Below are 23,518 nucleotides of genomic sequence, written 5' to 3' on the forward strand. Positions count from 1 at the left end.
GGTAGTAATATTACCTTGTGGACAAACATCCGCTAGAGCCATCCCTAAACAAAATTCAAGAGGGCTTAGCAGCTAAACTTTTAGAAAGTAAGTCTGTAGAGAAGCTTCTAGCAAAACTTGCACAGAAAACGCCAGGGCTTCGCTTCAACTCTCAAGTCTACGTAGAGAGAGCGATGCAACTGCACGCCAAATTTAAGAACATTATATCACCGGATAACCCGCTGGATATAAGGCGTCAATACGTCCCAATACAATTTGAAATCCGGTCCCGAGATAAGCGACATAATGTCGACCCTCAAACTGTGGCATTTTTCGACGGAAAGCTTATCTTAAAAGGGACTGGAGGCTGCGGCAAGACGACGCAATTAAAATGGCTGTATTTCAAGTATATAGAGGAAGGGGAACGCATGCCAATCCTCATTTACTTGAAGAGTTGGAGCCTTTCCGAGTTTCCGCAGCAGTCTAACTCTATTCTTGAGATGGTTCGAAAGGATCTAGCATTGAACGGCAGAGACGTAAGTATCTCGTTCGCCGAACTCGTTCTTCGCTCCTCTTGCGCATTGCTTTTAGACGGGTTTGATGAGCTGCCTACTTCTATCCAAAACCAAGTTATCAACGAAATTCGAGACATTTCCATCCGTTTTCCTTATTTACATATTGTCCTTACTTCGAGGCCTGAGAGTATCCTCTCAGGATTAGAAAAATTCTGCACATTGTACCCCGTAAAACTTCAACTTAAGCAAATAAGCAATATTCTGAGTAGGTTAGTACCCGAGACTGATCAAGAGCGCGTAACATCATTCATAGATTACGTTAGAAGGCATAGGTCTGTTGCGGTTTCAAGTTTTACATCAACACCGCTTCTTGGAATAATGTGTTTTATGGTTTACGTGTCTCAAGGAATGATTGAATCTGCGTATACCTCATTCTATAATCAGGTAGTTTATACTCTTTGGCTAACTCATGATCAAACAAAAGGCTTCGTAAGAAATCGGCCAAATGGTTGTGACTTTGCGACTATTACGTTAATTCTCGAATATGTTTGTCAGAAGCTTTATAGAACATCGAAACTTACATACGATTCATATCATGGCTATACCCGTAGTCAAGTATTGGAATTAATTGAGGAAGCCCTAAGGGGCTTTGGTCTGTCAGATGTGAAAGCTGATGATGTGTTTCACGTGATAACATCTTCAATGTGCATAATGCACACTGAAGGCAATTTAGTTGAGTATAGCCATCGAACTTTCGAGGAGTATTTTGTTGGGTTGTATGTGTCGAAAGTGCAACAGGATAGTGCTAAATGGAGCAAGTGGGTTGATGTACTTAGAGATCGTGCGTCGGACTCGATATTCCACGCTGTTGTATTTGAGTTGTGTCGTATTAAGTATATTCATGATTTACTTTTGCCGGAAATTGACGAGTTGCTTAGAAGATACAATAAAGCTGCAATGTCTCGGGATCAAAGTATTAAGTTAGCATTGAAAAACTGCCGAATAGCTCTGGTGGCAACGGATGCGATTAGAATAACCTATATTGATGGCGGAGATGATGATAGGACCCTGCGCTCAATATTTACCCATGTTGTTAACGGTGGACGTCTTGATCAGATCATGTTAGAGGTCAATGCCCTCAGTGAAATAACGATTCCTCAGTTCGTTCAGGAAATCATCGGATCTGACGTTGAGGAAGATTGTAGGATCTTTGGACAAGTTGAAGGACCGCTATCTTACTACGATAAGATTTTTCATTACTACATAAAGATATATTTTCCTGAGTCCCTTATCTTGGCGATTATGAACAAGATAAGCGAACGCACTGATAAAATTCTGGAGGAGTCAAACGATTCCTTGAGCTGGAGTCGGGCCATTGAAGCCTGCGCGTTTGGATTCTTTGGGGAGCTTCATGGATGGCTTGAGTCCCGCAAGAAAGAATACTTAGTTGTAATTGAAGAATTTGCGGATAGTGGCATGGCAACAGATAGCTTCTAGCTGCTTGTACCTATTGCTTTGACGTCTGAGGGATAGTCTGTGTTGAGTCACTACTGTTTTTGGTTGGTTGTTAGGTAACTTCATAGTCAATGGAAAGGCGGCAATTCGGCGAAACCGACATGCAGGTTTCGGTCCTCGGCTTTGGAGGATCGGAGATTGGATTTGGCGGCACAGCGCAAAGCGACGTCGAGGTGATCCTCAACGAAGCCCTCGACAACGGCATGAATGTGATTGACACCGGCGAGTGCTACGCCGACAGCGAAGAGAAGATCGGGAAGGCGGTGGGGCATCGCCGCGATGACTATTGGCTGTTCACCAAATGCGGACACACGTCGGGCCTGCCGGGCGAGGATTGGGAGCCGGACATGCTTCGAAAGTCCATCGATCGCAGTCTTCAGCGCCTTCAGACGGACCGTCTAGACTTGATCCAGCTTCACACTTGTAGCATCGAGGTTCTCGACCGGGGTGAGGCTATTCAGGTGATCCAGGAAGCCAAGGCGGCGGGCAAGGCGCGCTACATCGGGTACAGCGGCGATGGTCAGACGATGAAGCATGCGCTCGGTCTTGGCGTGTTCGACGCCATCCAGACAAGCGTGAACTTTGCCGATCAGGAGTGCATCGACCTGACGCTGCCGCTGGCCAAGGCGCAGGGTTTGGGCGTCATCGCCAAGCGCCCGGTGGCCAATGTCGCCTGGCGGCACAAAACCGGCGAGGAGGCGGGTTACGGACGAGTTTATTGGGAGCGACTGCAGGAGCTCAAGTACTTGTATCCCGAGATGTTCGACGCGTGTCTGCGGTTCACGATCTCGCAGGATATCCACGTCGCCATCGTTGGGGCGTCGAAGCCAGAGCGGTTTGCTGAGAATGAGGCGATCGTCTCCAAGGGGGCGCTCGACACCATGACATTGAATTGGATTCGCAATCGGTGGAAGGAAGTGGCGAAGCCGGATTGGGTGGGACAGACGTAGGGAGAGCTTCTAGCTTGGGGGCTTACGGAAAATTGTAAAGTCTCCGGTTTCGATCCTTAAGGATCGTAGAAGGTAGCCAGGTGGTCGAGCGAAGCGAAGACCCCTGGATAGACCGAAAGTTGCCGAGTCCGAGGTGTGCCGAGAATCGGTACGACCCGGTCGTTACGACCGCCTCTCATCGTCGCGGGGCCGTCAGCGATTCGCTGTAGCTAAATCTTCTGCGGCTGGCCCCCAGTTGGGAAATTCGAACGTAAAACCCGCCTCCAACAATCGAGTCGGGATGACGCGACGGCTCTTGAGCACCAATTCGCTTTCGGTTTGTCGAAGCCAGGTCCCGATTTCGACCATCCATTCGGTGGCGGGCAAGCCGAACGGCACATGCCACACCGCACGCAATAGGGAAGCGAACTCGGCTTGCGGCAAGGGATTTGGCGAGCAAAGATTGACGGCTCCATCCAAGTTCTCACGGTCGATGAGGAAGGAAACCGCGCGAGCAAAGTCGGTCTGATGAATCCAGGAAACGTACTGGCGGCCGTTGCCCAGCCTTCCGCCCAGGCCGAGGCGAGTCAGGTGAGATAGAACATCGAAGACACTCCCTGAATCCGGCGACATGGTCATCGCGCTTCGCATCAGCACCTTGCGGGTACTTGGCGTCTCAATTGCTAGCGTCTCGGCTTCCCAAGCCTTGGCGATAGCAATGCTGGCGTTCCAGGTGCGGGGTGCCCCGGGCTCATCGCCTCCCAGGATTCCTGTTGCCTCGTCGTTCGGCGCATCGTACCGATGAGCATAGATCGTGGCGGTGCTGGCCTGCAGCCACACGCGTGGAGGATTTTTGGCGGCGGCGATCGCTTGTCCAACGGCCCGAACCGAGCGCACGCGGCTATTCATCATCGCGTCGAGGTTGGCTTGGCGATACCGGCAGTTCACACTTCGACCCGCGAGGTTGACGACTACCTCGGTTCCATCGACGGTGCTTGCCCAATCACCAACCGTTTCGCCATCCCACGTTAAGACCGCCACGCCTGGAAGTTCGAAGGAATGGCGAGAGAGCACCGTCACCTCGTGCCCCTGAGCCAGAAAGTGTCGGATCAGAACCGCGCCCACGTGTCCAGAACCGCCGGGAATGAGTATTTTCACAAAATTCTGAAATCTCCGACATAATTATAGCGTAAGGTTGAAATATGGATGCCGCGATAGAGAAGAGATTTCGGGAATACGAGTCAGCGCCGCTCTCGTGGGACCCAACGACGGGTGGAAAGCGCGCGTTCGTCTGCTTCGAAGACTCCATCTGCGAAACGGTAGTCGAGCATGCCCAGCCGGGCCAATTCGAGCAGGCGGCACGCCAAATGCTGGCGGGCGACTACTATCCCACCGACGCCGTACAGTTTTTTGGTCGATTCCGCGACGAGAAGCGAAACCTGATGAAGGGCGAGCGGGTGCTTCAGCGAGCACGGTTTTTTCCGTTCTATGCCGGCCTCTATCTCTGGTCGATGGTCGAAATCTACGTCGCCGAGCAAACCGAGAACACCTGTCGCATTGGCTACGTGACGACCCAAAAGCACCACGGCCGAGGCATTTGGACGGCGACGCTGGAGCAAAAGGACGGCAAGCTGACGCTCACGGTTGAGAGCACCGCGTGCCCCAACAGTTGGGCGTTCTGGCTCGGCTTGCCAATCGCAAGATTTCTTCAGCTCCGCGCCCGAAGACGCGGAATCGAGAATATCAGAAGCCAGTTAAGCCGTTCGGAGAGCCCACGCCCGTCAGGAAGTCCCAACCCGTCGTAGCGGAAAGCGCACCCGACTTGCCAGCCTTCACGTCAAACAGCGCACCGGTCGTGATCTGGTTGTAGAGATTGGTATTGAACGCCTGACTGCTGGTCCAGTTGTTATCGGCGGCGTTGACGATGGCGGCGATGATCGGACAAGCAACGCTAGTTCCGCCAAAGGTAATCCACCCGCTAAGGCCGCCGTCAGGCGTGCTGTCGTAAACGGAAACGCCAGTTGCCGGATCGCCCACGGCCGAGACGTCGGCCGCCCCACGGTAGCGCTGAACGAAGTCTACGACGACGTTCTGGAACGTCGGTCGAGGCTCTAGGGTACTGAGTCCGCCACCCGTCTTAGTCCAAGCCGTTTCGGCCAAACGCGCATCGCCGGTGGTGAGGGTTAACCTTGTTCCGCCGACGGCGACGCAGTTCTTCGAGAGGCTGGGGAAGTCGAGTTCGCCGCTAGTGTCGCCCGCTGCGGCAAAGAAGGTGACGCCGGACTTGGTGAGGTTGGCGTTGTAGTGCACGTACAGACAACCGTCTTCGGTCGCGCCGAAGCTCATCGAAACTTGCTTGACCCCCACGATGTTCTTTGCCACATTGACGGCGGCCATCAGGTCGGCCAGCGAGTTCGAAGCCGCCTCCACAAGGTAGATCTTGGCGTGCGGCGCCATGGCGTGGGCCCATTGGGTGTCGATAGCGGACTCCTGAGACCAACTGGTATCGACGGTTGGCTGCGACCCCGAGGCGTACACGACTTGGAATACGGCATTCGAAGTGCCGTTTGGATCGGATGACGACTCGGTGGGAAGGCCGAACTCGGTGGAGAAGACGTTAAAGTCGTTAAGGGCGCTAGGGTAGTGGTACGCATCGACGATGGCGATAGCGCCGGAACCAAGATCAGCCGGGATGCTGTAAGCCGTTCGAAGCTGGTCTGGCGTTAAGCCCGTGGGACCCGTGCCACGTCCTACCGAACTGGCGTTGATCAGGTGGTTGGTGTGGGCTCGATAACCGATATCGGCAGCTCGGGCGACGGTCGAAGATGGGACGATCACGCCTGGTTCGGCCAAAAGGGAGGCGTTATCGCCTTGCGGTCGGGCAATAACATTGCTTGAACAGGTTGGGTCGTTGGCGGGGTCGATGATAGATGAGCCGCTGTTTCCGCCGCCTCCGCATCCAGCCAACAAAAACAACGCGACGAGTGAAAGAGTTGAAGTCCGAAGCATTTTGTTCCCTAACAAAATGAAGCCCAAGCATTCGGAGGAAAGCCGAAAGCTCTTTCTATAGTGAACTAAAAAGCCGCTCTTTGGTTCACCAAAAAGCGGCTATTGAAGTTAATTTAGGGGATTTAAGCCTTTCGCTTTCGTCGCAGAGCAATCAAACCGATGCTGAGCGCGGCAAATGCGGCTGGCTCAGGAACCACAGCGATATGGCCCGTGTTGCCCGTGGTGCCAGGGAACGTACCGTTGATGCGAACGTCGAAGCCGAGTTCATCGACCGTGCTTGTGTCGAGCGAGTCGTATACAAACGTGTAGGACTGACCAGGGGTCAAGCCAGAGTTCGGGTTCGTCTTCCAGCCTGCGATTCCGCCAGTACCTGAGTTCTTGATGTTGGCCGTCCAAACGCCTTGGTTGGAGGCTGTCGCGTTTACATCAACATCGTTCGAAAGGGCATAAAAGCCGATCAGATCGGTGATGGTGTAAACGACGCTATTATAGGTAAAGGTCGGGTTGGCACCCAAGACCACTTGGTAGGAAAGACCGTCTCCAAGCGAATTCACCGTAATGTCAGACACACCGTCGACATCCAGGAACGAGCCTCGAGTTTGAGAAAACGCCACTGCGGATAAGAAGGCCGACGCCACAAAAGCAAGAGCCTTCATTTTATTTGAAACCAGCATAAATCACCATGACTCGAATTTGCCCTCGAGCCAACACCAATAAGTCTAACACCGTTTGTGAGGGTTTCAGGCTAAAAGGCTGATGATTCCCGGTAATCCTACCGGGCAAGAACCGGCAGAAATACCTGGTGCACCGCCCGGGGTCCAAGTAGGACCACCGGGCGGAGACGGCTAGCCGATCGTGACGCCGAGCTTCTGAAGGGCGTCTTGTAGCCGGGTATCGCCCTGCTGGAATCCAGAGAACGCGGCGGCGACTTTGCCGTCCTTGTCGATGACGTACGTGGTCGGAAGATCCGTCACCTTATACAGTCCCTTGGCGATGTTCATATCGTCCTTGGGCGAAGGGTCCATACCGAACATCAGCGTGGGGTAGGCCGATATGTTGGCGTTCATGTAGGTCTCGTAACTGCTCTTGTCGTCCCAGGTGTCCACTTGGACGAAGTCGACGCCTTGCTCTTTGGTCGACTTGGCGAGTTTCTCGGTGTCGGCAAGACCGGTCGAGCTGGCAGGAACCGTGGTCGACCAGAAGGTCAACACGACGATCTTGCCCTTCGACGACGACAGTTTGATGTCGCCACCCGCCCATTTGCTGACGGTGAAGTCGGGGGCGTCGGTGCCAACGGTGAGGAGGGCTGCGGTTTGGGCCTTCTGATCCTGGATCTGTCCTTGTTTTTGACCTTGGATCGCTGGCATTAGTGGCGAGATGTTGGGGGTTTGCAGGCTGGTGATAAGCAGCCCCGCATAGACTGACAACATGTTCTGGTTTTCTCCTTTCAAACGAATGCGTAAAACCCCGGAACCGCACTGTCATTGTAGGAGGCAACCTGAGCCAGTTCGCTAAGGACCTGTTAAAATTGCTGGGAATTGGGCCGTTCGGCTAAGTTCGATGGCTCCAACCCAGTCGGTCGGAGCCATCAATGCGGCTACATCTTCACGCCGAGCTTCTTCAGCGCGTCTTCGAGGCGATGGTCGCCTTCGTCGTAGCCGACGATCGCGTCAGCCACGTTGCCGTTCTTGTCGATGATATAGGTGGTCGGAATGCCGGAGACATTGAAAAGCGAAGAAGCGATGCTCTTCGTTGTGTTGTCGGCGGCGGGGTCGAACGCAAACGGGAACGTGTACTTGCTCTGGTTCTGCGGAACCCACTTCTCGTAAGCGGCCTTGGTGTCCCAAACGCACAGGCCGAGGACGGCGACGTCTTGGCCCTTGATGGCTTCGTACACCGACTCAAGATGCGGCATCGACTTTTGGCATGGGCCGCACCAGGTGGCCCAGAAATCGAGGATCACGATCTTGCCCTTCAGGTTGGAGAGGTTGACGTCTCCGCCACCCCACATCTCAGCCGTGAACTGCGGCGCGGGCGTGCCTGGCTTCAGAAGAGGCTTGGACTCGGCGCGCTTGGGAGCCAGATCCAGCACCGGCTTGGTGGTGGACTTCACCGAAATGCTCGATCCGTCGGCGCTAATCTTCGCCTCATAGGCTTTATCCCCCATCGAGAAAGGAGCGCGGACGTCGAGCATGCCGCTGGCGTACTTTCCGTCGTCGTTGAGGTCGATCAGCATCCACACCGGTCGGGTCTTGGTGGCGTCTTCGACCTTGTCGACCGGCTTGTCGAACAGTCCGTTGGCATCGTTTTCGACGAGCAGAACCTTATGCTTTTTGCCGTCGAGGGTGACGTTGCCGGTTCGAGCCGACTCGCGATAGGAAAACACGGGGTTATTGCCCTCGCGGACGAATCGATAAAGTCCGATGGTGTATTCGGCCGAAGACTTCTCGCGCTTCGCGTCACCGTACGAAGCACGAAGCGTGACGTCCATAACGCCGTACATCGGTCGATCGCCGGTTCGCTTGGTGTTCCAAGCGCCATCGCCGTCGTCGGTCAGATCGCCGTTGTGGTTCTTATCGATGTAAATCTTGAAATCGGCGTCGGACGGCTCGTCGAGCGCAAATGCAAATTCACTCTTGGGGCCATCACCAACTTTGATGATGCCGTACTTGGGCGTGGCTCGGTAGGTCGGCTCCTTCTTGATAGAGGCAGGCTTCTGGTCAGAAACCTGGATCGGAACCGGATAGTAGCCGAGTTTCGCGGCAACCGCTCCCTTGGGGTCGATGGTGAGTTTGTCCGCCTTTTGGCCGGCCATGGCCATGGACGAAGCGAGAATAAGTGGGGTTAGCATGATGGCGTCTCCTTCTTAACAGCATTGTACTTCCCCGCATATTTGCGGAGGGGGTAAAAAAATTCCAACGGAAGGCAGCGACCTTGCGTGTTAGTTGTCAGAGGTTTGGCAACCCGCCAACGAGAAGCCATGACAGACGAAAATCAAGAACAAAACTCTTCGAATCGAACGCCCCGCGCCGGAGTCATCCGGGATATGGGGGTCGTCGATTTGCGATTCGCAAAGAGTCCCGAAGACCTGAACGATATCCAGATGATCCGCGACGTGGGAGTCGTGTTGATCCCCGAATGTGCCGCTGCTGCCCTCAACCGAATTCAGGTTTCGGACGTGGGTTCGATGGTGATTCTTCCGTCGAACGTGCCGGTCAATTGTATGACTGGTCAACTCAAGCTTGCCGGAGAAGCGCTGGCGGCTGGCGACCCCGACACCATTCTCGTGATCGTCGGGCAGTGCTTCGTCACGAGCACGGTGCCGAGCGTGGGCTACAAGGAAGTCCGGGTGGTTGGTCAGATATTAGTTCCTCGCGACAGTCAAGCGGCCTTCTCGTCGAAGCTCTCGCAGATCACTGGGCAAATTTTGTACGTGCCGGGCGGGTGCCGAACGGTGATGGGCAAAGAGACGATCGACCGTGAGTTCCTGGAATATCTGAAAGAGCCGGTGCCGCTCGTGATCATGGGCAAGGTGACGTTCGCGTCGGACGTCCCGAAGGAGCTTCTGCAGGCAAAGATTTCCGAAATCGTCCTGATGGGCAAAATTACGGCTCCGAAGGAGTTGATCTCGCTCCTCAACGTGATCACCTCGGAGAAGCTGGGCTCTATTGGAACCGACGATTGATCTTGCGGCGCGGCAAAGAGCCGATCATTTCGATCGGCTCTTTGCTGAGCACCAAAAGGTCCTTTTTTCGTACCTGCTTGGTCAATGCGGCCGACGAGACGAGGCCGAAGACCTGCTTCAACAGGTCTTTGTCCGTGTCTGGCGGCACATTGGTGAGGCGATCGAAAAGCCAGAAACGGCAATGCGACCATGGCTCTTTGCGATTGCATCGAACTTGGTGGTGGACCATCGTCGACGGAAGAGAACGAGAAAGGACCTGGAGTACGCCATGCCGTTCGAAGTGGTGGACGGTGCGTGTGGGCCGGACAAGGTGGTGGAAATGAACGATTCCATGCGACGACTGGATGAGGCCATTGGGCGACTGCCCGAAGAGTGGCGAACATCGTTTACAATGAACATAGTAGGCGGCATGAGCAGCGAAGAGATCGGGAAAGCTTTGGGAAAGCCGGCGGGCACCATTCGATACCACGTTTCGGAAGCCCGCCAACGTCTGGCGAAGGAGATGGAGCGATGAACGAACTCGATGTTCTGCTTTCTGCTTGGGCCAATGAAGTGCAGCCGAACCAGACTCGCCTGGACGAAATTCGCTTGGCCGCCCGTCTGGACGATTCCGATCTTGATGCCGAGTGGTGGCAGATGGTTCTGTCCATCCCTAAGACCGCATTCCTAACTTGGGCCGCTTAAGTCGGCTTGAGGATGACCAGCGTCGTGGGCCAACCGTAGGCTCTCGATTTGGCGGTGGCCAAGATTTCGCCCTTGGCGCTCACGCCGAGGGCACTGATGATCTCCAGGTTGGCATCGGCGGGAATCAGGTCGTTGAGGTCGTAGGCAATGCCCGCTCGCCACAGGAAGCCATGGACGACATTGGCGATGCCATTGGGAATTTTCTGTTGCCAGTCGCACCAGCCGACGCACTCGTTTCGGTCGTTGATTCCAACCACCTGACCAGTGGAGGAGTTGCCTGCAGGTACGGGCAGAGCGCGGAAGTAACCGTCGGCCCAGTCGAAGGGAAGCGACAAGACGCTTCCGGGCGTGGTGAACGTCCCGCCCACGCGGTGGGCACGGCTGATGCAGGTGGGAACCGCCTGTTGTTGGGCCGTCCCGATCGGCCTTTCTTTCACCCCTGCAACCCACAGCCATCCGAGTGGCCGATCGTGCAAGCGGAACTGCAGGCCGTAGCCATGCGTTCCGGCGATGCTTCCGTCCGGCGCGACCGCGCCGGGGCGGGGACGAACTTCGAACGAGTGAGCAACAGGGTTGGTCCTTGGCCAAACCGAAATGTTGTACATGCCTTCCGATCCGGTCGAGACGATTTCGGTGATTTGGCCGTCGTCGCTTATTCCGGCTGGTTGCCCGACCGTATCGCCCGGTGAATGCAAAGTGACAATTCCGTTATTCCAGAGACCGTAGCCCTTGTCGGACTGCACCGCCATTTGGCCACTGGCGTTGATCGCATAAATTTCCCGGATGGTTGGCAGCTTGGTCAGCTTGCCGTGCCTCCAAACGAAGGCTTCGGCCGAGCCCCGGTCGGCGGAATACATCTTCCCGGCGATGATTCCGGTTTCGCTCATGATGGCGGATTGAGCGGCAAAGTGCAGATCGGTGACCGTGTAGCTGGGAGCCAGAAGCGGAATCACAAGTACTTAGACGGATGAGCCCCAGGAAAGCAACAGCGAATGCTAAGTCGGAGTAGGGAAGCGATATGGAGCGAGAGGAGATGCTGCGGGAGTTGTACCGTCGATTCAACGATCGGGATATTGATGGCGTGCTTTCTGGGATGACAGAAAACGTCGATTGGCCGAACGGGTGGGAGGGCGGTCAGGTCCACGGTAAAACTGCCGTTCGCGAGTATTGGGAGCGCCAGTGGGAGGTCATCGATCCCACCGTGAAACCAATTGGCATGATCGAGCTTGGCGATGGCCGAGTGCAGGTGAGCGTTCACCAGGTCGTTCGAAACACGACCGGGGCAGTCATGGCCGACGCCGTCGTCGTGCACACCTACACGTTTGACGGCAGTCTCGTGTCGCGGATGGACATCGAAAGCTAGTTGTCCTGAGTCATGGAGGCAGAAGGGCCAAGGTACGACGCGACCTTTTTCATGTAGAGGTGCCAACCAAAGCAAAGAATGGATGCACCCAAGAGAGTCAGAACAAGTCGTCCACGCCACATTCCGAACCGCATTCCGAACCGCGGACCGTTCTCATATCCACGCTGAAGCGAGTCACGTTTGAGCCAAAGGACCCTCCTCGGGACGAGAAACATGGCCATCAGAATGGTGGCCGCCGTGAAGATATAGGCAAAGGTAAGCGGAACGTCTTGGAACACTTAATTCAAGCTACAGGACTCGCCACCAAAAGGTTTCACGATGCGCGGTGATAATGGCACTTGAAGACCGGCTCCCACTTACCGTCGCCCGCTTCGACCTCCCAAAGCCATTCGAAAGAGTCTTTCTTGACGTCTTGGTAGATCATTCGGTGGTGCTTGGCCCCTTGGGGCGGCTGGTCGTATAGCACCATCTTGTCGTCCTCCCATTTGCCGTTGAGCACGATGTAGCCCGAGCTGTTATCAACCCAGGTTTGACGCCAAGACTTGGTGGCCGGGCTGTACACCGACCAGCTTTTGCCGGTGAGGGCGCCGCCGGAAAAGTTTTCCTGGACCACTTTGCCGTCGAGGATTTTTTCGATGACATTCTTTCCTTTGGTCTTGGTCCACTCCTTGACGGAGGGATCGCGGCGGGTTTCGATGTCGAGGTTCCAAGTGCCGACCCAAAAATCGAACTGAGTTTCGGGCGGCGCCTGCACGGCACACAGGCATGCAAAAACGGGAATAAAGCTCATTCTGTCCTTAAGGACGAATTTAAGCTCTCAAGAAATGCACTTAGTGCGATCGCTCGTCGGTGAACTTGGCCATGAGACCCAGCGTTCCTTCGCCGACGTGATGTTCGATGCCTTCGGCCTCGATCTCGGCTGTGATCGGGTCGACGCCCAGGGCCAGCAGGAAAGCGACTACCGTTTGGTGGCGTTGGCGGCACCGCTTGGCCAGTTCCTCGCCCTCGTCCGTTAGCTTCAGGGCTCGGTACGGTTTGAGAACGACGAGACCTTCTTGCTCCAGCTTTTTCAGGGCTTTGGAAACCGTGGGATGCGCGACCCCGAGCCGCTTGGCGATATCCACCAGGCGAGCCTCGCCGTGTTCGTCGCTCAGGTCGAGAATGACTTCGACGTAGTCCTCGGCCAGCTCCGTGCGGTGCGCCTCTCGCGTCTGCGCAAAGTTCTGCGCGAGTTCGTTCTGCGGTTTCTCGATCGTCATTGTGAGCCCAGCCAACAAATTGTAGCATAGGCTTGACATTTTAGAGGAAACTAAGGCTATACTTTACAAATGTAGCCAAGGCTACATTTTGGAGAAGCGGTGGCGAACGAGTTAGAGGGCCGGTCCCTCCCCGAAGTAAACGAGACCGTCGAAGTTCCGAAAGGGGGCTCGTGGGTTCGTCGTTTCCTTGCGTTCGCGGGACCAGGATTCCTCGTCAGCGTAGGCTATATGGACCCCGGCAACTGGGGTACCGATCTCGCGGGGGGCTCTAAGTACGGCTACGCCCTGCTGTGGGTGATCTTCCTTTCGAACCTGATGGCCCAGTTCCTGCAGATTCTCTGCGCCCGCATGGGATTGGTAACGGGAAAAGACTTGGCGATGGCCTGCCGCGATTACTACAAGAGGCCGGCTGCGGTGGCGATGTGGATTCTCTGCGAGATCGCCATCATCGCTTGCGACCTGGCCGAAGTGATCGGCTCGGCTGTTGCCCTCAACCTCCTGTTCCATATCCCGCTCGAACTTGGCGTCGTGATTACGGGATTCGACGTCTTGCTCCTGCTGGGATTCATGAAATTTGGCTTCCGCAAGGTGGAAGCCATCGTCTTAACCCTGGTCGCGACGATCTTCCTCTGCTTCCTGTATGAGGTCGTCATGTCTCAGCCCGCTTGGGGCCAAGCATTACGGGGCACCTTCGTTCCCACCGTGCCCGACCGCGATGCCTTGCTGATTTCGCTTGGCATCCTCGGCGCGACGGTGATGCCTCACAACCTTTACCTGCACTCTAGCATCGTTCAGACGCGAAAGCGCGGAAAGGAGGCGGGCGATCTCGATCAGGCGATCAAGTACAACACGATCGACACGATCGTTGCCCTCAGTTTTGCCTTCTTCGTCAACGCCGCCATTCTCATTCTGGCTGCTGCCGTTTTTGGCAAAGCCGGAACCGTGGTCGAAGAGCTTCAGCAGGGTCACGGCCTGCTTCACGGCGCACTTGGGGCCGCCTCGGCGACCATCTTTGCGGTGGCGCTCCTGGCTTCAGGTCAATCATCCACGATCACGGGCACGCTAGCTGGCCAAATCGTGATGGAGGGCTTCATGAAGTGGAAGGTCGCTCCGTGGTTGCGGCGGCTGATCACCCGCCTGCTCGCCATCGTCCCTGCCATCATCCTCATCCACCTCAGTGGCGGCAAGGACACAGTTCAACTTCTTGTGATCTCGCAGGTCGTACTTTCGATGCAGTTGCCCTTTGCGATCTTCCCGCTGTTGATGGTCACAAGCGATCGGGCAAAGATGGGTAACTATGCCAATGCGCCATGGGCACAGGTAGTCGGCTACGTGGTGGTCGCCGCCATTACCGCGCTTAACGTGTACCTGTTATACGACACAATTGGCCCGATGTGGTTGGGAGCGGCTTTGGCGGCGGTGGTCGCGTTCATTCTTTACGTCCAGTACGTCTACCAGCCCGAAATCGCCGCCGAAAACAAGTAATTTGACGCGGCTTTTGAGCCTGGTCCTTGCTCTGTTGCCACGCCCTTGGTTCGGTCCTGAGAAAAAATCTCGGGTATACTTAAATCTCGTCGAGTCCGGACAACGTTCGGAACGGGGGACCCAGACTTTTGGGGTGAATCCAATCTTGGAAGAGCATCTTTCGGCTCTAACCCGGCAGCTAACCTCGTAGACACGTCGAAAGAGATAGTCGATCAGACGTCTCGTGGCCGTTCCTCAAAGGAGGTGTCATTTGCGGAACACATCGTCGCATCCGAGTTGGTGCGGCAAACGGGTTTTATCCTTGACCAAACAAGGTTTTAACGAGAACATATCGAGAAAGGGAAGCCAAGGGCGGATATTGAGCCCTGCCACCCACTTGTTCACACCGCTTCGATTTACGTCGGCAACGCCGAGGCACAATGCTGTGCCTCGGCCCAACTACCAAAAGGAGATCAAATGAACCAAATCATCACACTTGAAAAGCGCCTCGCCGAAACTTGGAAAAGCAATCTTGACCCGAAAGCCAAAGCAGAGACTCTGCTGAAGCTTCAATTGGGAATTCAGGCTTATACCGGTCGATGTCGAGAAAAGCTTTCCTCGTTGGGGTCGGAGAAAAAGTGGGAGCGCGGCTTCTTGAATCGGTCGATCGATCACCTCGAACACCTCGCGGCGGATTGCCGTCTCCTGCAGACGTGCCTGACGCAAGACCGGGGTGAATGATCTAGGTGAGTAGGCATATCGATGGCTCGGTGCCGGTCGTAGACCAGCCGCACATTCGCCTGGAATTTCAGCACGGAAATCCGAAAGAAGTGGGAATCAACGGCTGTACGATCGAAGAAGTGATCGATGTCCTTGTCGACAAATTGGCGGAGTTTCAGAAAAGAGGTTTGGCTTGCAAAGAGAACTCCGTCGCCCTATGGCATTTAACATCTGCTCGTGATGTCCTCATCCTTCGTGCGAAGGTTCGAGAGGCGCAAGGGGTTCGTGGTGAAGATATTCCCCACGAAAGCCCCCATTTGATTGCGGAACTTCCTCCGAAATTTTCTGAGGAAGGAACGCTGATTGAGGCCTAACTTCTGGGTCAGGGCCGCCTGGGACAGGTACCCGGGCGGCCTTTTTTCGTCAGGTCCTATGCGTTTTTGCCCACCCTGGTGCAAACTTGGAACATGTCGCCAACCGAGCTCACCGAAAACGGTCCTCTCTACAGTTATTACCACGACCATCCCGAGGTCAAAAATGTCAACGAAGTCCATGATTCCAAGATGACGGTTGGCCAAAAAGTTGCCGACCGGGTCGCGTCCCTCGTTGGCAGCTGGCCTTTCATCATCACGCAGTCGGTTGTTTTGTTTTTCTGGATCGTCGCCAACGTCTATTTCGCAATCCATCCCGGCGCACTCAAGGCGTTCGATCCCTATCCCTTCATCCTCCTGAATCTCGCCCTCAGCTTCCAGGCGGCGTACACCGGCCCGATCGTCATGATGAGCCAGAATCGGCAGTCGGAAAAGGACCGACTGGTGGCGCAGAGCGACTATCAGTGCAACCAGACGGCCGAAACTGAGATTCGCCTCCTGATGGACCACCTGATGCACCAGGACAAGATCATGGACTATATGATCGAGAAGATCGACAAGCTGGAGGCTCGGCTCTCGGAAGCCAAGTCCGGTCAGCCGTGAATTGTTAAGAAAGTGTTAATTCCCCCAACCCGAGCGATCGTGTTAAAGTAGCTCTTATTGAGATGGAAGCCAATTCTGCTCTCCGAAAGCGACTGGAGGAGTACAGCCTTGACGATCCCAACGCCAGTTTTCCGTTCTCGGCAAAGCTGGCCAAAGAGAATGGCTGGTCTGCGGCGTTTGCGCAGCGAGCCATCGACGAATACAAACGATTCTGCTTTCTGGCGATCGCGTCCGGGCATCCGGTTTCGCCCAGCGAGGTGGTGGACGAAGTCTGGCACCTTCACCTGACCTACTCCTTCGACTATTGGCAGAACTTCTGCCCGAACGTGCTCGGCAAGCCGTTCCACCACTATCCGTCCACCGGTGGGCCGGACGAGAGGGCCAAATTCGACGACTGGTTCGCCAAGACCCTCGCCAGCTACCGTGAGGCGTTTGGCGAAGAGCCCCCGGCCGATATCTGGGGTCCCGCGCCTAAGAAACAGAAGACTCCCAGTTACATCGTCCCAAAGGCCCTGGTGCGCGACCTCCTGCAAGGCGTCGGTTTGGTAGGGGCGCTGCTGGTGATTGCTGGATGTGCCGAGAATGCCGTCGGCAATCCCCTCGATTTTCGCGGACCCGACTTCCTACGCTTCTACGTTGTTATTTGGGTCGCCCTCTTCTCCGTCGCGCTCACTGCGAGGTGGTTGTTGAGTGTTCCGGCCACCGGTCGGATCGACCAATCGAACTACCCGAGCCCGTATGCCATCGCCTACCTGAACGGTGGCCCGGTCCTCGCCTTTAATGCGGCCCTCACTCACCTTTTGAATATTGGCGCGCTTGAGCTTGACCTTCGGCATATGGATGTCAAACGCACCGACATGCCGTACACCACGAATGATCGGTTGGAGAATGCGATCCTGGCGAGCGTGTACGGCGGTGAACCTCGAAAAGTTTTGTCCATCCGAAGGGCATGCGAGACGGCAACGTATGATCTGCTGGGAGACCTCGTGCGGGCCGGACTGGTGATGCGTCCTGACCAAGCAAGGGTAGCTTCGCTGGTTGCGTTCGCCATTTCGCTTGCCGCACCGATCTACGGCGCGATGAAAATCAGCGTTGGCATCAGTCGAGATAAGCCGGTGATGATTCTAGTTATTCTGTGTTGTCTGTCGCTGGCCGCCAGCATCTTACTAGTCTTCAAGCCGCCGGTGCGAAGCCGGAAGGGGCAAACGTTCCTCAGTTCGATCCGGCAGACGCACTCTTCGCTTCAGTCTCAGAACCACTATTCGGCAGCAGATCAGGCGGTGCTGGCCTGCGCCCTCTTCGGTTCGCTGACGATGTACGGCGCGTATCGAGAGCCGACCTACACCAACTCAAGTTCCAACTCGTACTACAACAATTGCAGCAGCAGTTCGAGTTGCGGCGGTGGGGGAGGTTGTGGTGGCGGAGGCGGATGCGGAGGGTGCGGCGGCTAAAGCCACCATGCCCGAAGGAAACCGTTCTTTTTCACCAAGAGCCCGCCGTTGGAAGGGCGTTTTGCTGTTGTTGGCCGGAATTCTTTCGGCGATCATCCCGATGGTCATCGCTTTTCCTTTCCGCGACACGCTTCGTTATTCGGGAGGGGATCCGAACAATCCACTTAGTCGATATACGTTCGGTACGAAATTCGGCCACTTTCATTGGTTCCTTTTCGGTGCGCTACTTTGCTATTCGTTTGTCGTGATCCTTGAGATTGGCCGAAAGCCTCTTTGGCGAACCTTTCCGTCAGCGATCGTCGCTTTTGTCCTGGGCGGCCTTGCCACGATGTCGGCCGATGCCCTTGGAGACCTGTCGGGTGTCCACGCCGAGAACATTTTGCATTTTCCGTCAACATTTGCTGATCAGATGGTTTGCAGTTTGGTTGCCACGTTAGGCATGTCGTTTGCCATCTCGATTGGGCTGGGAAGGCGTTCGACGTTTAGGTGGCGTCCAACCTATTGGGTGGTTGTTGGCTTGGTGACCGGGTTTGCCGTCGATATGATTGGGGCTTTGTTTAGCAGTATTTACACAACATGGTTTGACTACACCCATCGTCAGGCGACCTCAAACCTAGTGGATGCACACTTCTACAGGAACGCGCCTCGGTGGACGGTTTACGACATTGTCATCGGCATTGCCATGGCCCTCGCGATGTACGAAGAGTTCTTCGAACCGCGCAATCTTCGCGAAGACTTCGAGCGTCCTAGTAAAATTGAGGGCACGCGCCAAGAATTGAAATGACATGTCGTATCGGCTGAAGTATTTCCTGTTGCCCATCATGGGAGCCGTGGCGGCATTCTTGTCGTTCTTCTTCGCCCACCCGTACGAGAAGACGCTGATTCGTCCTTGGCTCAAGCCCAGCGATCCCGAATACCATTTCACGTTTGGGACTCTATGGACCAACGTTCAGCACGCGACCTTCGGGGCGATCTTGTGCGGATCGTTCTGCTTCATTCTAGAAATTGGTCGCCGAACGCCGAGACGGGTGCTTTTCTCGACGATCCTCGGCACGGTTTTGGGGGCGATTCTCAATAGCTGCGCCGACTCTGGTTCGGATTACATCGGTATCTTGGCTATGCGCGCCAGTGGTCCCTCGGGACAGTTTTTGGGTGAGATGGCGTGGTTTGTCCTCGTGCCCGCCTCTATGTCCTTGACCATTGCGCTTGCCGTCGGACCGACGCGCCAACGCATGGCTCGGGCCATCTTTTCGACCATCGTCGCTGCCATTTTTACTTTCATCGGGAGGGCTGTGGCCGATTTGATCGCGGCGGCCCGGATGATGACGTCGCTCGATGTCACCAAGTTGGCTCAGAGCGATTCGTACATGTTGGCATCAATTTCAATCTGGATGACGGAAGCGGTCGTCGTCGGTGTAGCCCTCGGCTTGACGGTTCTAATTGCTGACGTAACCTCGCGCCGCGCTTCGCTGCGCTTGGTGCACGGTCGCAACGAGTTCCGAGATTGGAGCCTAGACTATCAGGCCAACCGAATTGGCTCGGGCGAAGTCGAGATTCCCATTCGGGGTTACAAAGGCGTCGAGCCGGTCCACGCTTGCATCTTTCGGCAAGGCAACCAGTTCATTCTCGACTGCCAACATTTTCCTGGCTTGCTGAATGGCCAGCCCGTCACCCAAGCGTCACTCGGTCCCGGCGATACGATTCAAATCGGCGAGGCCACGCTGGTCTTCCACAGTGGTGGAGCGGTACGACCCGCCCGGCAAATGATGCCCCAGTACCCCCAGGGATACCCGCAATCTGGCTATCCGCACCCAGGCATTCCCCAACCCGGAATGCCTGCCGGCGCTTTTCCCCAGCCAGGTCCGCCCCAACCGGTAGCCACCGGCCCTGATCCGATGATGCAAAGTCAGCCCGTGCCCGCCGCGAGTCTAACCGCCGTCGTCGCACCCGAGCCAATCGCCGCCTACGCTCTGGTCGACCTCAGCGGGAAGCCGTATCCGCTGTCACCAGGCGTCAACACAGTCGGGCGAGACGCGGGGAATACCGTGTTTCTTCCTTCCAACACCACCGTCTCCCGGCGTCACGCCACCGTGACAGTCGAGAACGACCAGGTCGTCGTAGCCGATACCGGTAGCGCCAACGGAACAAGGGTCAATCGCCTGCCGATGACCGCCCCAACCGCCCTCAATCCCGGCGACGAAGTCGCCTTCGGAAGCGCGGTTTTTACTCTCCAAAAGCAAAGCTAAATCATGGCTTGTTAAAAAAATCGCAATTAACCTCACAATGCGGCCATTTGTGTGTTATAAAATTAACACCAACTATGAGAGGTCGAAAGAACTACTTGAGCAAGCGCGAACAGGAGATCATGGAATCCCTGTTCAGCCACGGGCCGATGACCGCGAACGAACTGATGTTGAAACTCGCGGGCAGCCCCAGCAATTCGTCGGTTCGCACCCAGCTTCGAATCCTGGAGCAGAAAGGTGTGGTCTCCCACGACGTCGTCGACGGAGCATTCGTCTTTCGCCCAACCGAGGCGAGAGAGCAGGCGGCGGAGTCGGCCTTATCGAACGTGGTCAAAACCTTCTTCCAAGGTTCCATCTCGCAAACGGTCGCATCGCTGATTTCCCAAAACGAGTCGTCGTTGACCGACGACGAACTGGCCGAAATCGAAGCCCTGATCGCCAAAGCCAAAGAGGAAGGGCGATGAACCTTTTCAATTTTTACCAAGTGATGATCCTGCCCGCGTTCCTATTGCTCGGGCTTGGCTGTCTGCTGGTGATGCTCGCTTGGCGAGCCTCGGCCGAGCGCAAGCAGTTCATCGCTTCGGCCAGCCTTTTGTTGGTGGTTCTGCTCAGTGCCGCGTCGTTCATCCCTCAGTCGGCGCGGCCAGACTTTCACGGGGCCACAATCCCCCGACTAGTGGTGTATTCAAACCCGACGCCGGCCATTGAGGTTGGATTCTCACCACAATCACCATTGAAGGCCGTCAGTTCGGATAGACGACCGAGTATCGGACAAGCAAATGCCGTGGCGAACATTTTTACGGGTCTATTGTCTGTAGTTTCGGGACTTCTGCTCCTGAGACTTGGCATAAGCTTCCTTTCCGTCGCTTTCTTGCGTCGGCGCGCGAAATTTGCCTCCACTCGCCTCTTGCAATCGAGTACACGATCCATTCGGGTCGTCGAAGGTCTGACATCGCCGATCGCGCTGGGTGGGTTCCGTCCATCGATCTTTCTCCCAGCCTCGGCCGAATCGTGGTCGGATGACGACCTCCGCTCAGTGATCGCTCACGAAGAAGCTCACCTTGAGAACGGCGACCCAAACTGGCAGATCGTCGCCGAAGTCGCATGCATCCTGTTCTGGTTCATCCCGTTCGCCTGGATTCTGCGCTCAGTGATGCGACAAGCCGCCGAGCGAGCCGCCGATAATGCTGTTCTGCGGCGGGGCGTCCAACCCAGTCGCTATGCCGAATACCTGATGGACTTCGCCAAACAGCAGGGCAAAGTGCGCCAGTCGCCCGTCTGGACGACCTTCGCCCGACGCTCCGGGATGAAGGAGCGCATCCGGTCGATTCTCAACAGCCGAACGGCGCGGAAGCCGATCGGACGGCCGATCAAAATCGTCGCCGTCGCGACGATCTCCGTGATGGCGTATCTCTCCTCGGCCTACATTCAGACCGGCAAAGCCGTTCCGACCTCGCATTACGACGACGTTCGGCGCGGGCTGTCTACTCCGGCGAGCGCCAGCAATGGTTATGTTGGAAAACTGATGGATGGTCGCCAAGTGGAAGTCCTGCAAATCAGCCGCCAGCTTGAAAATGGTCACATTGTCGCATGGAAACCGGATGGAACTCCCTTGGACGATGCGCATCGTCTGAAGCACCAATATCATCCTTTAACCGTTTTGGACAACCATATACGCTACATAGTGTTGCAATTTCCAGAAAACAGCGCAACCAAAATGGAGCCAAATGCGGGGCTTGGGAGCGCGAGTGAACGATCTTCAACACCGGGCCCAAGTGAAATGGAATTCGCGGGCGGTGGCATCCTCTCTCACAAAAGCGGCTACTACACCATCGTCAGCTACGTCGGTCTGCCAAAAGAAGACTGCGAAAAATTCCAAGTCGGATTTGGAATCTCTGATGGATACTTCGACGAACTCGGCACCCTGAGCCAGACAGACTCAAGTCTCCCGCGAGCGACCGTCAAGGAAGTGCCCCTGCCGCTGAAGGGTGACCTCGAAAAGAGTCCATGGTGGCCGCGCCACCCGGAACCTTACACGCTCGTTGAGTTCGATATCGCTAATCGTGGCATCGTTGGAGATCTTGATGTGGTACCTGTGTTCAAAGATTCCTCAAGGGTCTTCAGTGAGGATGATCGATTCGGTTCATTTGGCCAATACGTGAATAAAGGACCCGGCGAGCCAAATGATGCCCTACGGTGCCGTTACTACTTCGCGTACCGCCTTGCCGATGTCACTGGATACAAAGTCATGATTCGTTCGGCCCTCCAATGTGACGTGGATGACCTCGCGGCGAACCCGCGGTCCCATCCGTAGGACAATGCTCTTAAAGCAGGACCAACCGCCCTCGACCCGCGGACGGTCTTGCTTTAGGATTCGGTTCGCCAATGAGCCCAAATGTTCGGTTCTTCCCACTCTTCCGGCATGTCATCCCCATTGAGCCTAAGGGCCGCCATGATCGCCCCGACGTGCCATCCCTCGTGCCACATCATGTGTTGGAGATACAACACGGGGTGGTCATAGAAGCCCACCGGCTTGCCCTCATCGAGGAGTTCGTTCATCGCCGTTCGAATCTGCCTTGCGCTGATGGGAAGCTGTTCCTTGATCTTGTCGATATCCGTGCTCGGCGACCAACCGTCCGCCGCGACCTTTTCAATCCCGTCCATATGGTTCGGCGCGATGTTGCTAAGGAAGAACGAACGGACCTGGTGGATGTGGCCGAGATGGTTCACAATAGAAAGCTCACCATCAGCGATTTTGAAGCCGAGCCAATCCGGTTCGATCAGATTGACAACGTTCGTGAGAATGGCGTTCTGGCGATCCCAGGAATCCAGCAGGGCGTTCTTCAATTCAGACATGGCACCGAGAGTTTACGGCATCGCCAGGCAACCCGCTAGAACTTCAGTTCCATTTCGAACTGAGAAATCGGGTGATGTTCGAAGCCGAGGGCGGCGAAGAATTCGGGAAAGTGGTCGTCGGGCAATGCGACCGGCGTCATCAGTGAGGCACCAGGGCTGCGCCCGGCGATCGCCTCGACGATCGTGCGTCCGAGGCCCGCTCGTCGATGATCCCGCCGGGCAAAGACACTCCACAACACGACCCTCTCCGGCGTTTCGGTGATCAGAGCGTAGGCTTGATCAACAAGCGATATCCCGACCGTATTGGTCTTGAGCGTCAGCGTCTCCGGCCGAAAATCCCACGGCAAATCGGTTGAGCATTCGACCGACTGCAAGCGAACAACATCGGCCGGATCCATTTCTCGAAGATCGAACGGCGAGCCGCTTTGAGCCCCACGTCGATATCCGACCAACCGACGGGTTTTAGCAAATCCCACGCTTTCATAAAGGCCGATGGCGGGCGGATTCTGTTCGATCACTTCGAGGACCAAGCGCCGATCTTTCCGGTCCTTCGCCTCCTGAATCACCCTCTGCATCAGTCGTTTGCCCACGCCCTGCGAGCGGAAGTCAGGCGCGATCGCCATCGCTGCTACTCGTGAAGTCCAACCTTGCCGAGCGATCAGGCAGACCCCGGTCGGAGCGTCGCCGTCGAATAACAGAATGCTTGCCTGCGAGTCCAATCCCTCCGGTCGAAATCGCCGCTCAAAGGTCGGTGCATCAAGCCGAAAAGGCATGATATATCCCTCAAAGCACCGTGTCACGACGTCGGCCATGTCGGCCGCATTCAGTTCGATCGCACGTCTTTCCGTCAGCGAATCTGTCACGAAAGGAGA

Annotated in this window: 26 protein-coding genes; 15 read left to right on the forward strand and 11 right to left on the reverse strand. The window is 55.7% G+C overall.

Going from position 1 to position 23,518, the window contains the following annotated elements:
• Nucleotides 1–17 precede the first annotated feature (17 nt).
• Together GC165_12085 and GC165_12090 are read left to right on the forward strand one after the other, a co-directional pair.
• The gene (locus GC165_12085) at nucleotides 18–1,991 is read left to right on the forward strand and encodes an NACHT domain-containing protein (GenBank protein ID MBI1333604.1); all 1,974 of its coding nucleotides are present in this window, start codon (nucleotides 18–20) and stop codon (nucleotides 1,989–1,991) included.
• Nucleotides 1,992–2,080: 89 nt separating this feature from the next.
• On the forward strand, nucleotides 2,081–2,959 hold the full coding sequence (locus GC165_12090; GenBank protein MBI1333605.1) for an aldo/keto reductase: 879 nt from the start codon (nucleotides 2,081–2,083) through the stop codon (nucleotides 2,957–2,959).
• Nucleotides 2,960–3,151: 192 nt separating this feature from the next.
• Here GC165_12090 and GC165_12095 read toward each other — a convergent pair whose 3' ends face one another.
• Nucleotides 3,152–4,096, reverse strand: coding sequence for a TIGR01777 family protein (locus GC165_12095; protein ID MBI1333606.1), 945 nt, complete (start codon nucleotides 4,094–4,096; stop codon nucleotides 3,152–3,154).
• 44 nt (nucleotides 4,097–4,140) lie between these two features.
• Here GC165_12095 and GC165_12100 point away from each other — a divergent pair, with 44 nt between their 5' ends.
• Complete coding sequence (locus GC165_12100) at nucleotides 4,141–4,743, forward strand: DUF1990 family protein (GenBank protein MBI1333607.1); 603 nt, start codon at nucleotides 4,141–4,143, stop codon at nucleotides 4,741–4,743.
• Here the strand turns inward: GC165_12100 and GC165_12105 are convergent.
• The 4 genes from GC165_12105 to GC165_12120 form a co-directional block, all read right to left on the reverse strand.
• Nucleotides 4,682–5,947, reverse strand: a complete 1,266-nt coding sequence (locus GC165_12105; GenBank protein ID MBI1333608.1) for a S8 family serine peptidase — start codon at nucleotides 5,945–5,947, stop codon at nucleotides 4,682–4,684. The two genes, GC165_12100 and GC165_12105, sit on opposite strands and share 62 nt — an antisense overlap.
• A gap of 122 nt (nucleotides 5,948–6,069) precedes the next feature.
• A complete protein-coding gene (locus GC165_12110; protein MBI1333609.1) occupies nucleotides 6,070–6,621 on the reverse strand; it encodes a PEP-CTERM sorting domain-containing protein in 552 nt (183 codons plus the stop codon).
• Nucleotides 6,622–6,792: 171 nt separating this feature from the next.
• Nucleotides 6,793–7,377 (reverse strand): redoxin domain-containing protein, encoded by a 585-nt coding sequence (locus GC165_12115; protein MBI1333610.1) that lies wholly within the window; start codon nucleotides 7,375–7,377, stop codon nucleotides 6,793–6,795.
• A 167-nt stretch (nucleotides 7,378–7,544) separates the two neighbouring features.
• Entirely contained in the window at nucleotides 7,545–8,798 is a 1,254-nt protein-coding gene (locus GC165_12120; protein MBI1333611.1) for a redoxin domain-containing protein, read from the reverse strand.
• Nucleotides 8,799–8,927: 129 nt separating this feature from the next.
• On the opposite strand from GC165_12120, the gene GC165_12125 reads away from it, so the two are divergent.
• Complete coding sequence (locus GC165_12125; GenBank protein ID MBI1333612.1) at nucleotides 8,928–9,632, forward strand: hypothetical protein; 705 nt, start codon at nucleotides 8,928–8,930, stop codon at nucleotides 9,630–9,632.
• On the forward strand, nucleotides 9,616–10,146 hold the full coding sequence (locus GC165_12130; GenBank protein ID MBI1333613.1) for a sigma-70 family RNA polymerase sigma factor: 531 nt from the start codon (nucleotides 9,616–9,618) through the stop codon (nucleotides 10,144–10,146). The genes GC165_12125 and GC165_12130 overlap by 17 nt, the downstream gene beginning before the upstream one ends.
• 166 nt (nucleotides 10,147–10,312) lie before the next feature.
• On the opposite strand, the gene GC165_12135 is transcribed toward GC165_12130, so the two are convergent.
• A complete protein-coding gene (locus GC165_12135; GenBank protein ID MBI1333614.1) occupies nucleotides 10,313–11,269 on the reverse strand; it encodes a hypothetical protein in 957 nt (318 codons plus the stop codon).
• A gap of 65 nt (nucleotides 11,270–11,334) precedes the next feature.
• Here GC165_12135 and GC165_12140 point away from each other — a divergent pair, with 65 nt between their 5' ends.
• Nucleotides 11,335–11,679: a ketosteroid isomerase gene (locus tag GC165_12140; protein MBI1333615.1), complete on the forward strand. Its 345-nt coding sequence runs from the start codon at nucleotides 11,335–11,337 to the stop codon at nucleotides 11,677–11,679.
• On the opposite strand, the gene GC165_12145 is transcribed toward GC165_12140, so the two are convergent.
• From GC165_12145 to mntR, 3 genes are read right to left on the reverse strand one after another with little or no spacing between them, the layout of a single operon-like run.
• Nucleotides 11,676–11,957 carry a hypothetical protein gene (locus tag GC165_12145; GenBank protein MBI1333616.1) on the reverse strand — a complete coding sequence of 94 codons (282 nt, stop codon included), beginning with the start codon at nucleotides 11,955–11,957 and terminating at the stop codon, nucleotides 11,676–11,678. The genes GC165_12140 and GC165_12145 overlap by 4 nt on opposite strands.
• 35 nt (nucleotides 11,958–11,992) lie before the next feature.
• Nucleotides 11,993–12,469 carry a DUF1579 domain-containing protein gene (locus tag GC165_12150; protein ID MBI1333617.1) on the reverse strand — a complete coding sequence of 159 codons (477 nt, stop codon included), beginning with the start codon at nucleotides 12,467–12,469 and terminating at the stop codon, nucleotides 11,993–11,995.
• Between the two features lie 40 nt (nucleotides 12,470–12,509).
• Nucleotides 12,510–12,938 (reverse strand): manganese-binding transcriptional regulator MntR, encoded by a 429-nt coding sequence (gene mntR, locus GC165_12155; GenBank protein ID MBI1333618.1) that lies wholly within the window; start codon nucleotides 12,936–12,938, stop codon nucleotides 12,510–12,512.
• A 99-nt stretch (nucleotides 12,939–13,037) separates the two neighbouring features.
• Between mntR and mntH the strand changes: the two genes are divergently transcribed.
• The 9 genes from mntH (at nucleotide 13,038) to GC165_12200 (ending at nucleotide 22,104) form a co-directional block, all read left to right on the forward strand.
• Nucleotides 13,038–14,423 carry an Mn(2+) uptake NRAMP transporter MntH gene (gene mntH, locus GC165_12160; GenBank protein ID MBI1333619.1) on the forward strand — a complete coding sequence of 462 codons (1,386 nt, stop codon included), beginning with the start codon at nucleotides 13,038–13,040 and terminating at the stop codon, nucleotides 14,421–14,423.
• A gap of 456 nt (nucleotides 14,424–14,879) precedes the next feature.
• Nucleotides 14,880–15,143, forward strand: a complete 264-nt coding sequence (locus tag GC165_12165; protein ID MBI1333620.1) for a hypothetical protein — start codon at nucleotides 14,880–14,882, stop codon at nucleotides 15,141–15,143.
• A gap of 29 nt (nucleotides 15,144–15,172) precedes the next feature.
• Nucleotides 15,173–15,496 carry a hypothetical protein gene (locus GC165_12170; protein ID MBI1333621.1) on the forward strand — a complete coding sequence of 108 codons (324 nt, stop codon included), beginning with the start codon at nucleotides 15,173–15,175 and terminating at the stop codon, nucleotides 15,494–15,496.
• Nucleotides 15,497–15,589: 93 nt separating this feature from the next.
• On the forward strand, nucleotides 15,590–16,096 hold the full coding sequence (locus tag GC165_12175) for a DUF1003 domain-containing protein (protein ID MBI1333622.1): 507 nt from the start codon (nucleotides 15,590–15,592) through the stop codon (nucleotides 16,094–16,096).
• Nucleotides 16,097–16,158: 62 nt separating this feature from the next.
• Nucleotides 16,159–17,547 carry a TIGR04222 domain-containing membrane protein gene (locus GC165_12180; protein ID MBI1333623.1) on the forward strand — a complete coding sequence of 463 codons (1,389 nt, stop codon included), beginning with the start codon at nucleotides 16,159–16,161 and terminating at the stop codon, nucleotides 17,545–17,547.
• Nucleotides 17,513–18,331 carry a hypothetical protein gene (locus tag GC165_12185; protein ID MBI1333624.1) on the forward strand — a complete coding sequence of 273 codons (819 nt, stop codon included), beginning with the start codon at nucleotides 17,513–17,515 and terminating at the stop codon, nucleotides 18,329–18,331. The genes GC165_12180 and GC165_12185 overlap by 35 nt, the downstream gene beginning before the upstream one ends.
• A gap of 1 nt (nucleotide 18,332) precedes the next feature.
• Entirely contained in the window at nucleotides 18,333–19,793 is a 1,461-nt protein-coding gene (locus GC165_12190; GenBank protein MBI1333625.1) for an FHA domain-containing protein, read from the forward strand.
• 74 nt (nucleotides 19,794–19,867) lie between these two features.
• Complete coding sequence (locus GC165_12195) at nucleotides 19,868–20,254, forward strand: ArsR family transcriptional regulator (protein MBI1333626.1); 387 nt, start codon at nucleotides 19,868–19,870, stop codon at nucleotides 20,252–20,254.
• Nucleotides 20,251–22,104 carry a hypothetical protein gene (locus GC165_12200; protein MBI1333627.1) on the forward strand — a complete coding sequence of 618 codons (1,854 nt, stop codon included), beginning with the start codon at nucleotides 20,251–20,253 and terminating at the stop codon, nucleotides 22,102–22,104. Before GC165_12195 ends, GC165_12200 begins: the two co-directional genes overlap by 4 nt.
• Nucleotides 22,105–22,157: 53 nt before the next feature.
• On the opposite strand, the gene GC165_12205 is transcribed toward GC165_12200, so the two are convergent.
• Both GC165_12205 and GC165_12210 read right to left on the reverse strand, forming a co-directional pair.
• Nucleotides 22,158–22,646, reverse strand: a complete 489-nt coding sequence (locus GC165_12205) for a hypothetical protein (protein MBI1333628.1) — start codon at nucleotides 22,644–22,646, stop codon at nucleotides 22,158–22,160.
• A gap of 35 nt (nucleotides 22,647–22,681) precedes the next feature.
• Nucleotides 22,682–23,509 carry a GNAT family N-acetyltransferase gene (locus tag GC165_12210; GenBank protein ID MBI1333629.1) on the reverse strand — a complete coding sequence of 276 codons (828 nt, stop codon included), beginning with the start codon at nucleotides 23,507–23,509 and terminating at the stop codon, nucleotides 22,682–22,684.
• Between the last annotated feature and the right edge of the window lie 9 nt (nucleotides 23,510–23,518).

Source organism: Armatimonadota bacterium, assembly GCA_016125185.1.
Lineage (GTDB): Bacteria > Armatimonadota > Fimbriimonadia > Fimbriimonadales > Fimbriimonadaceae > Fimbriimonas.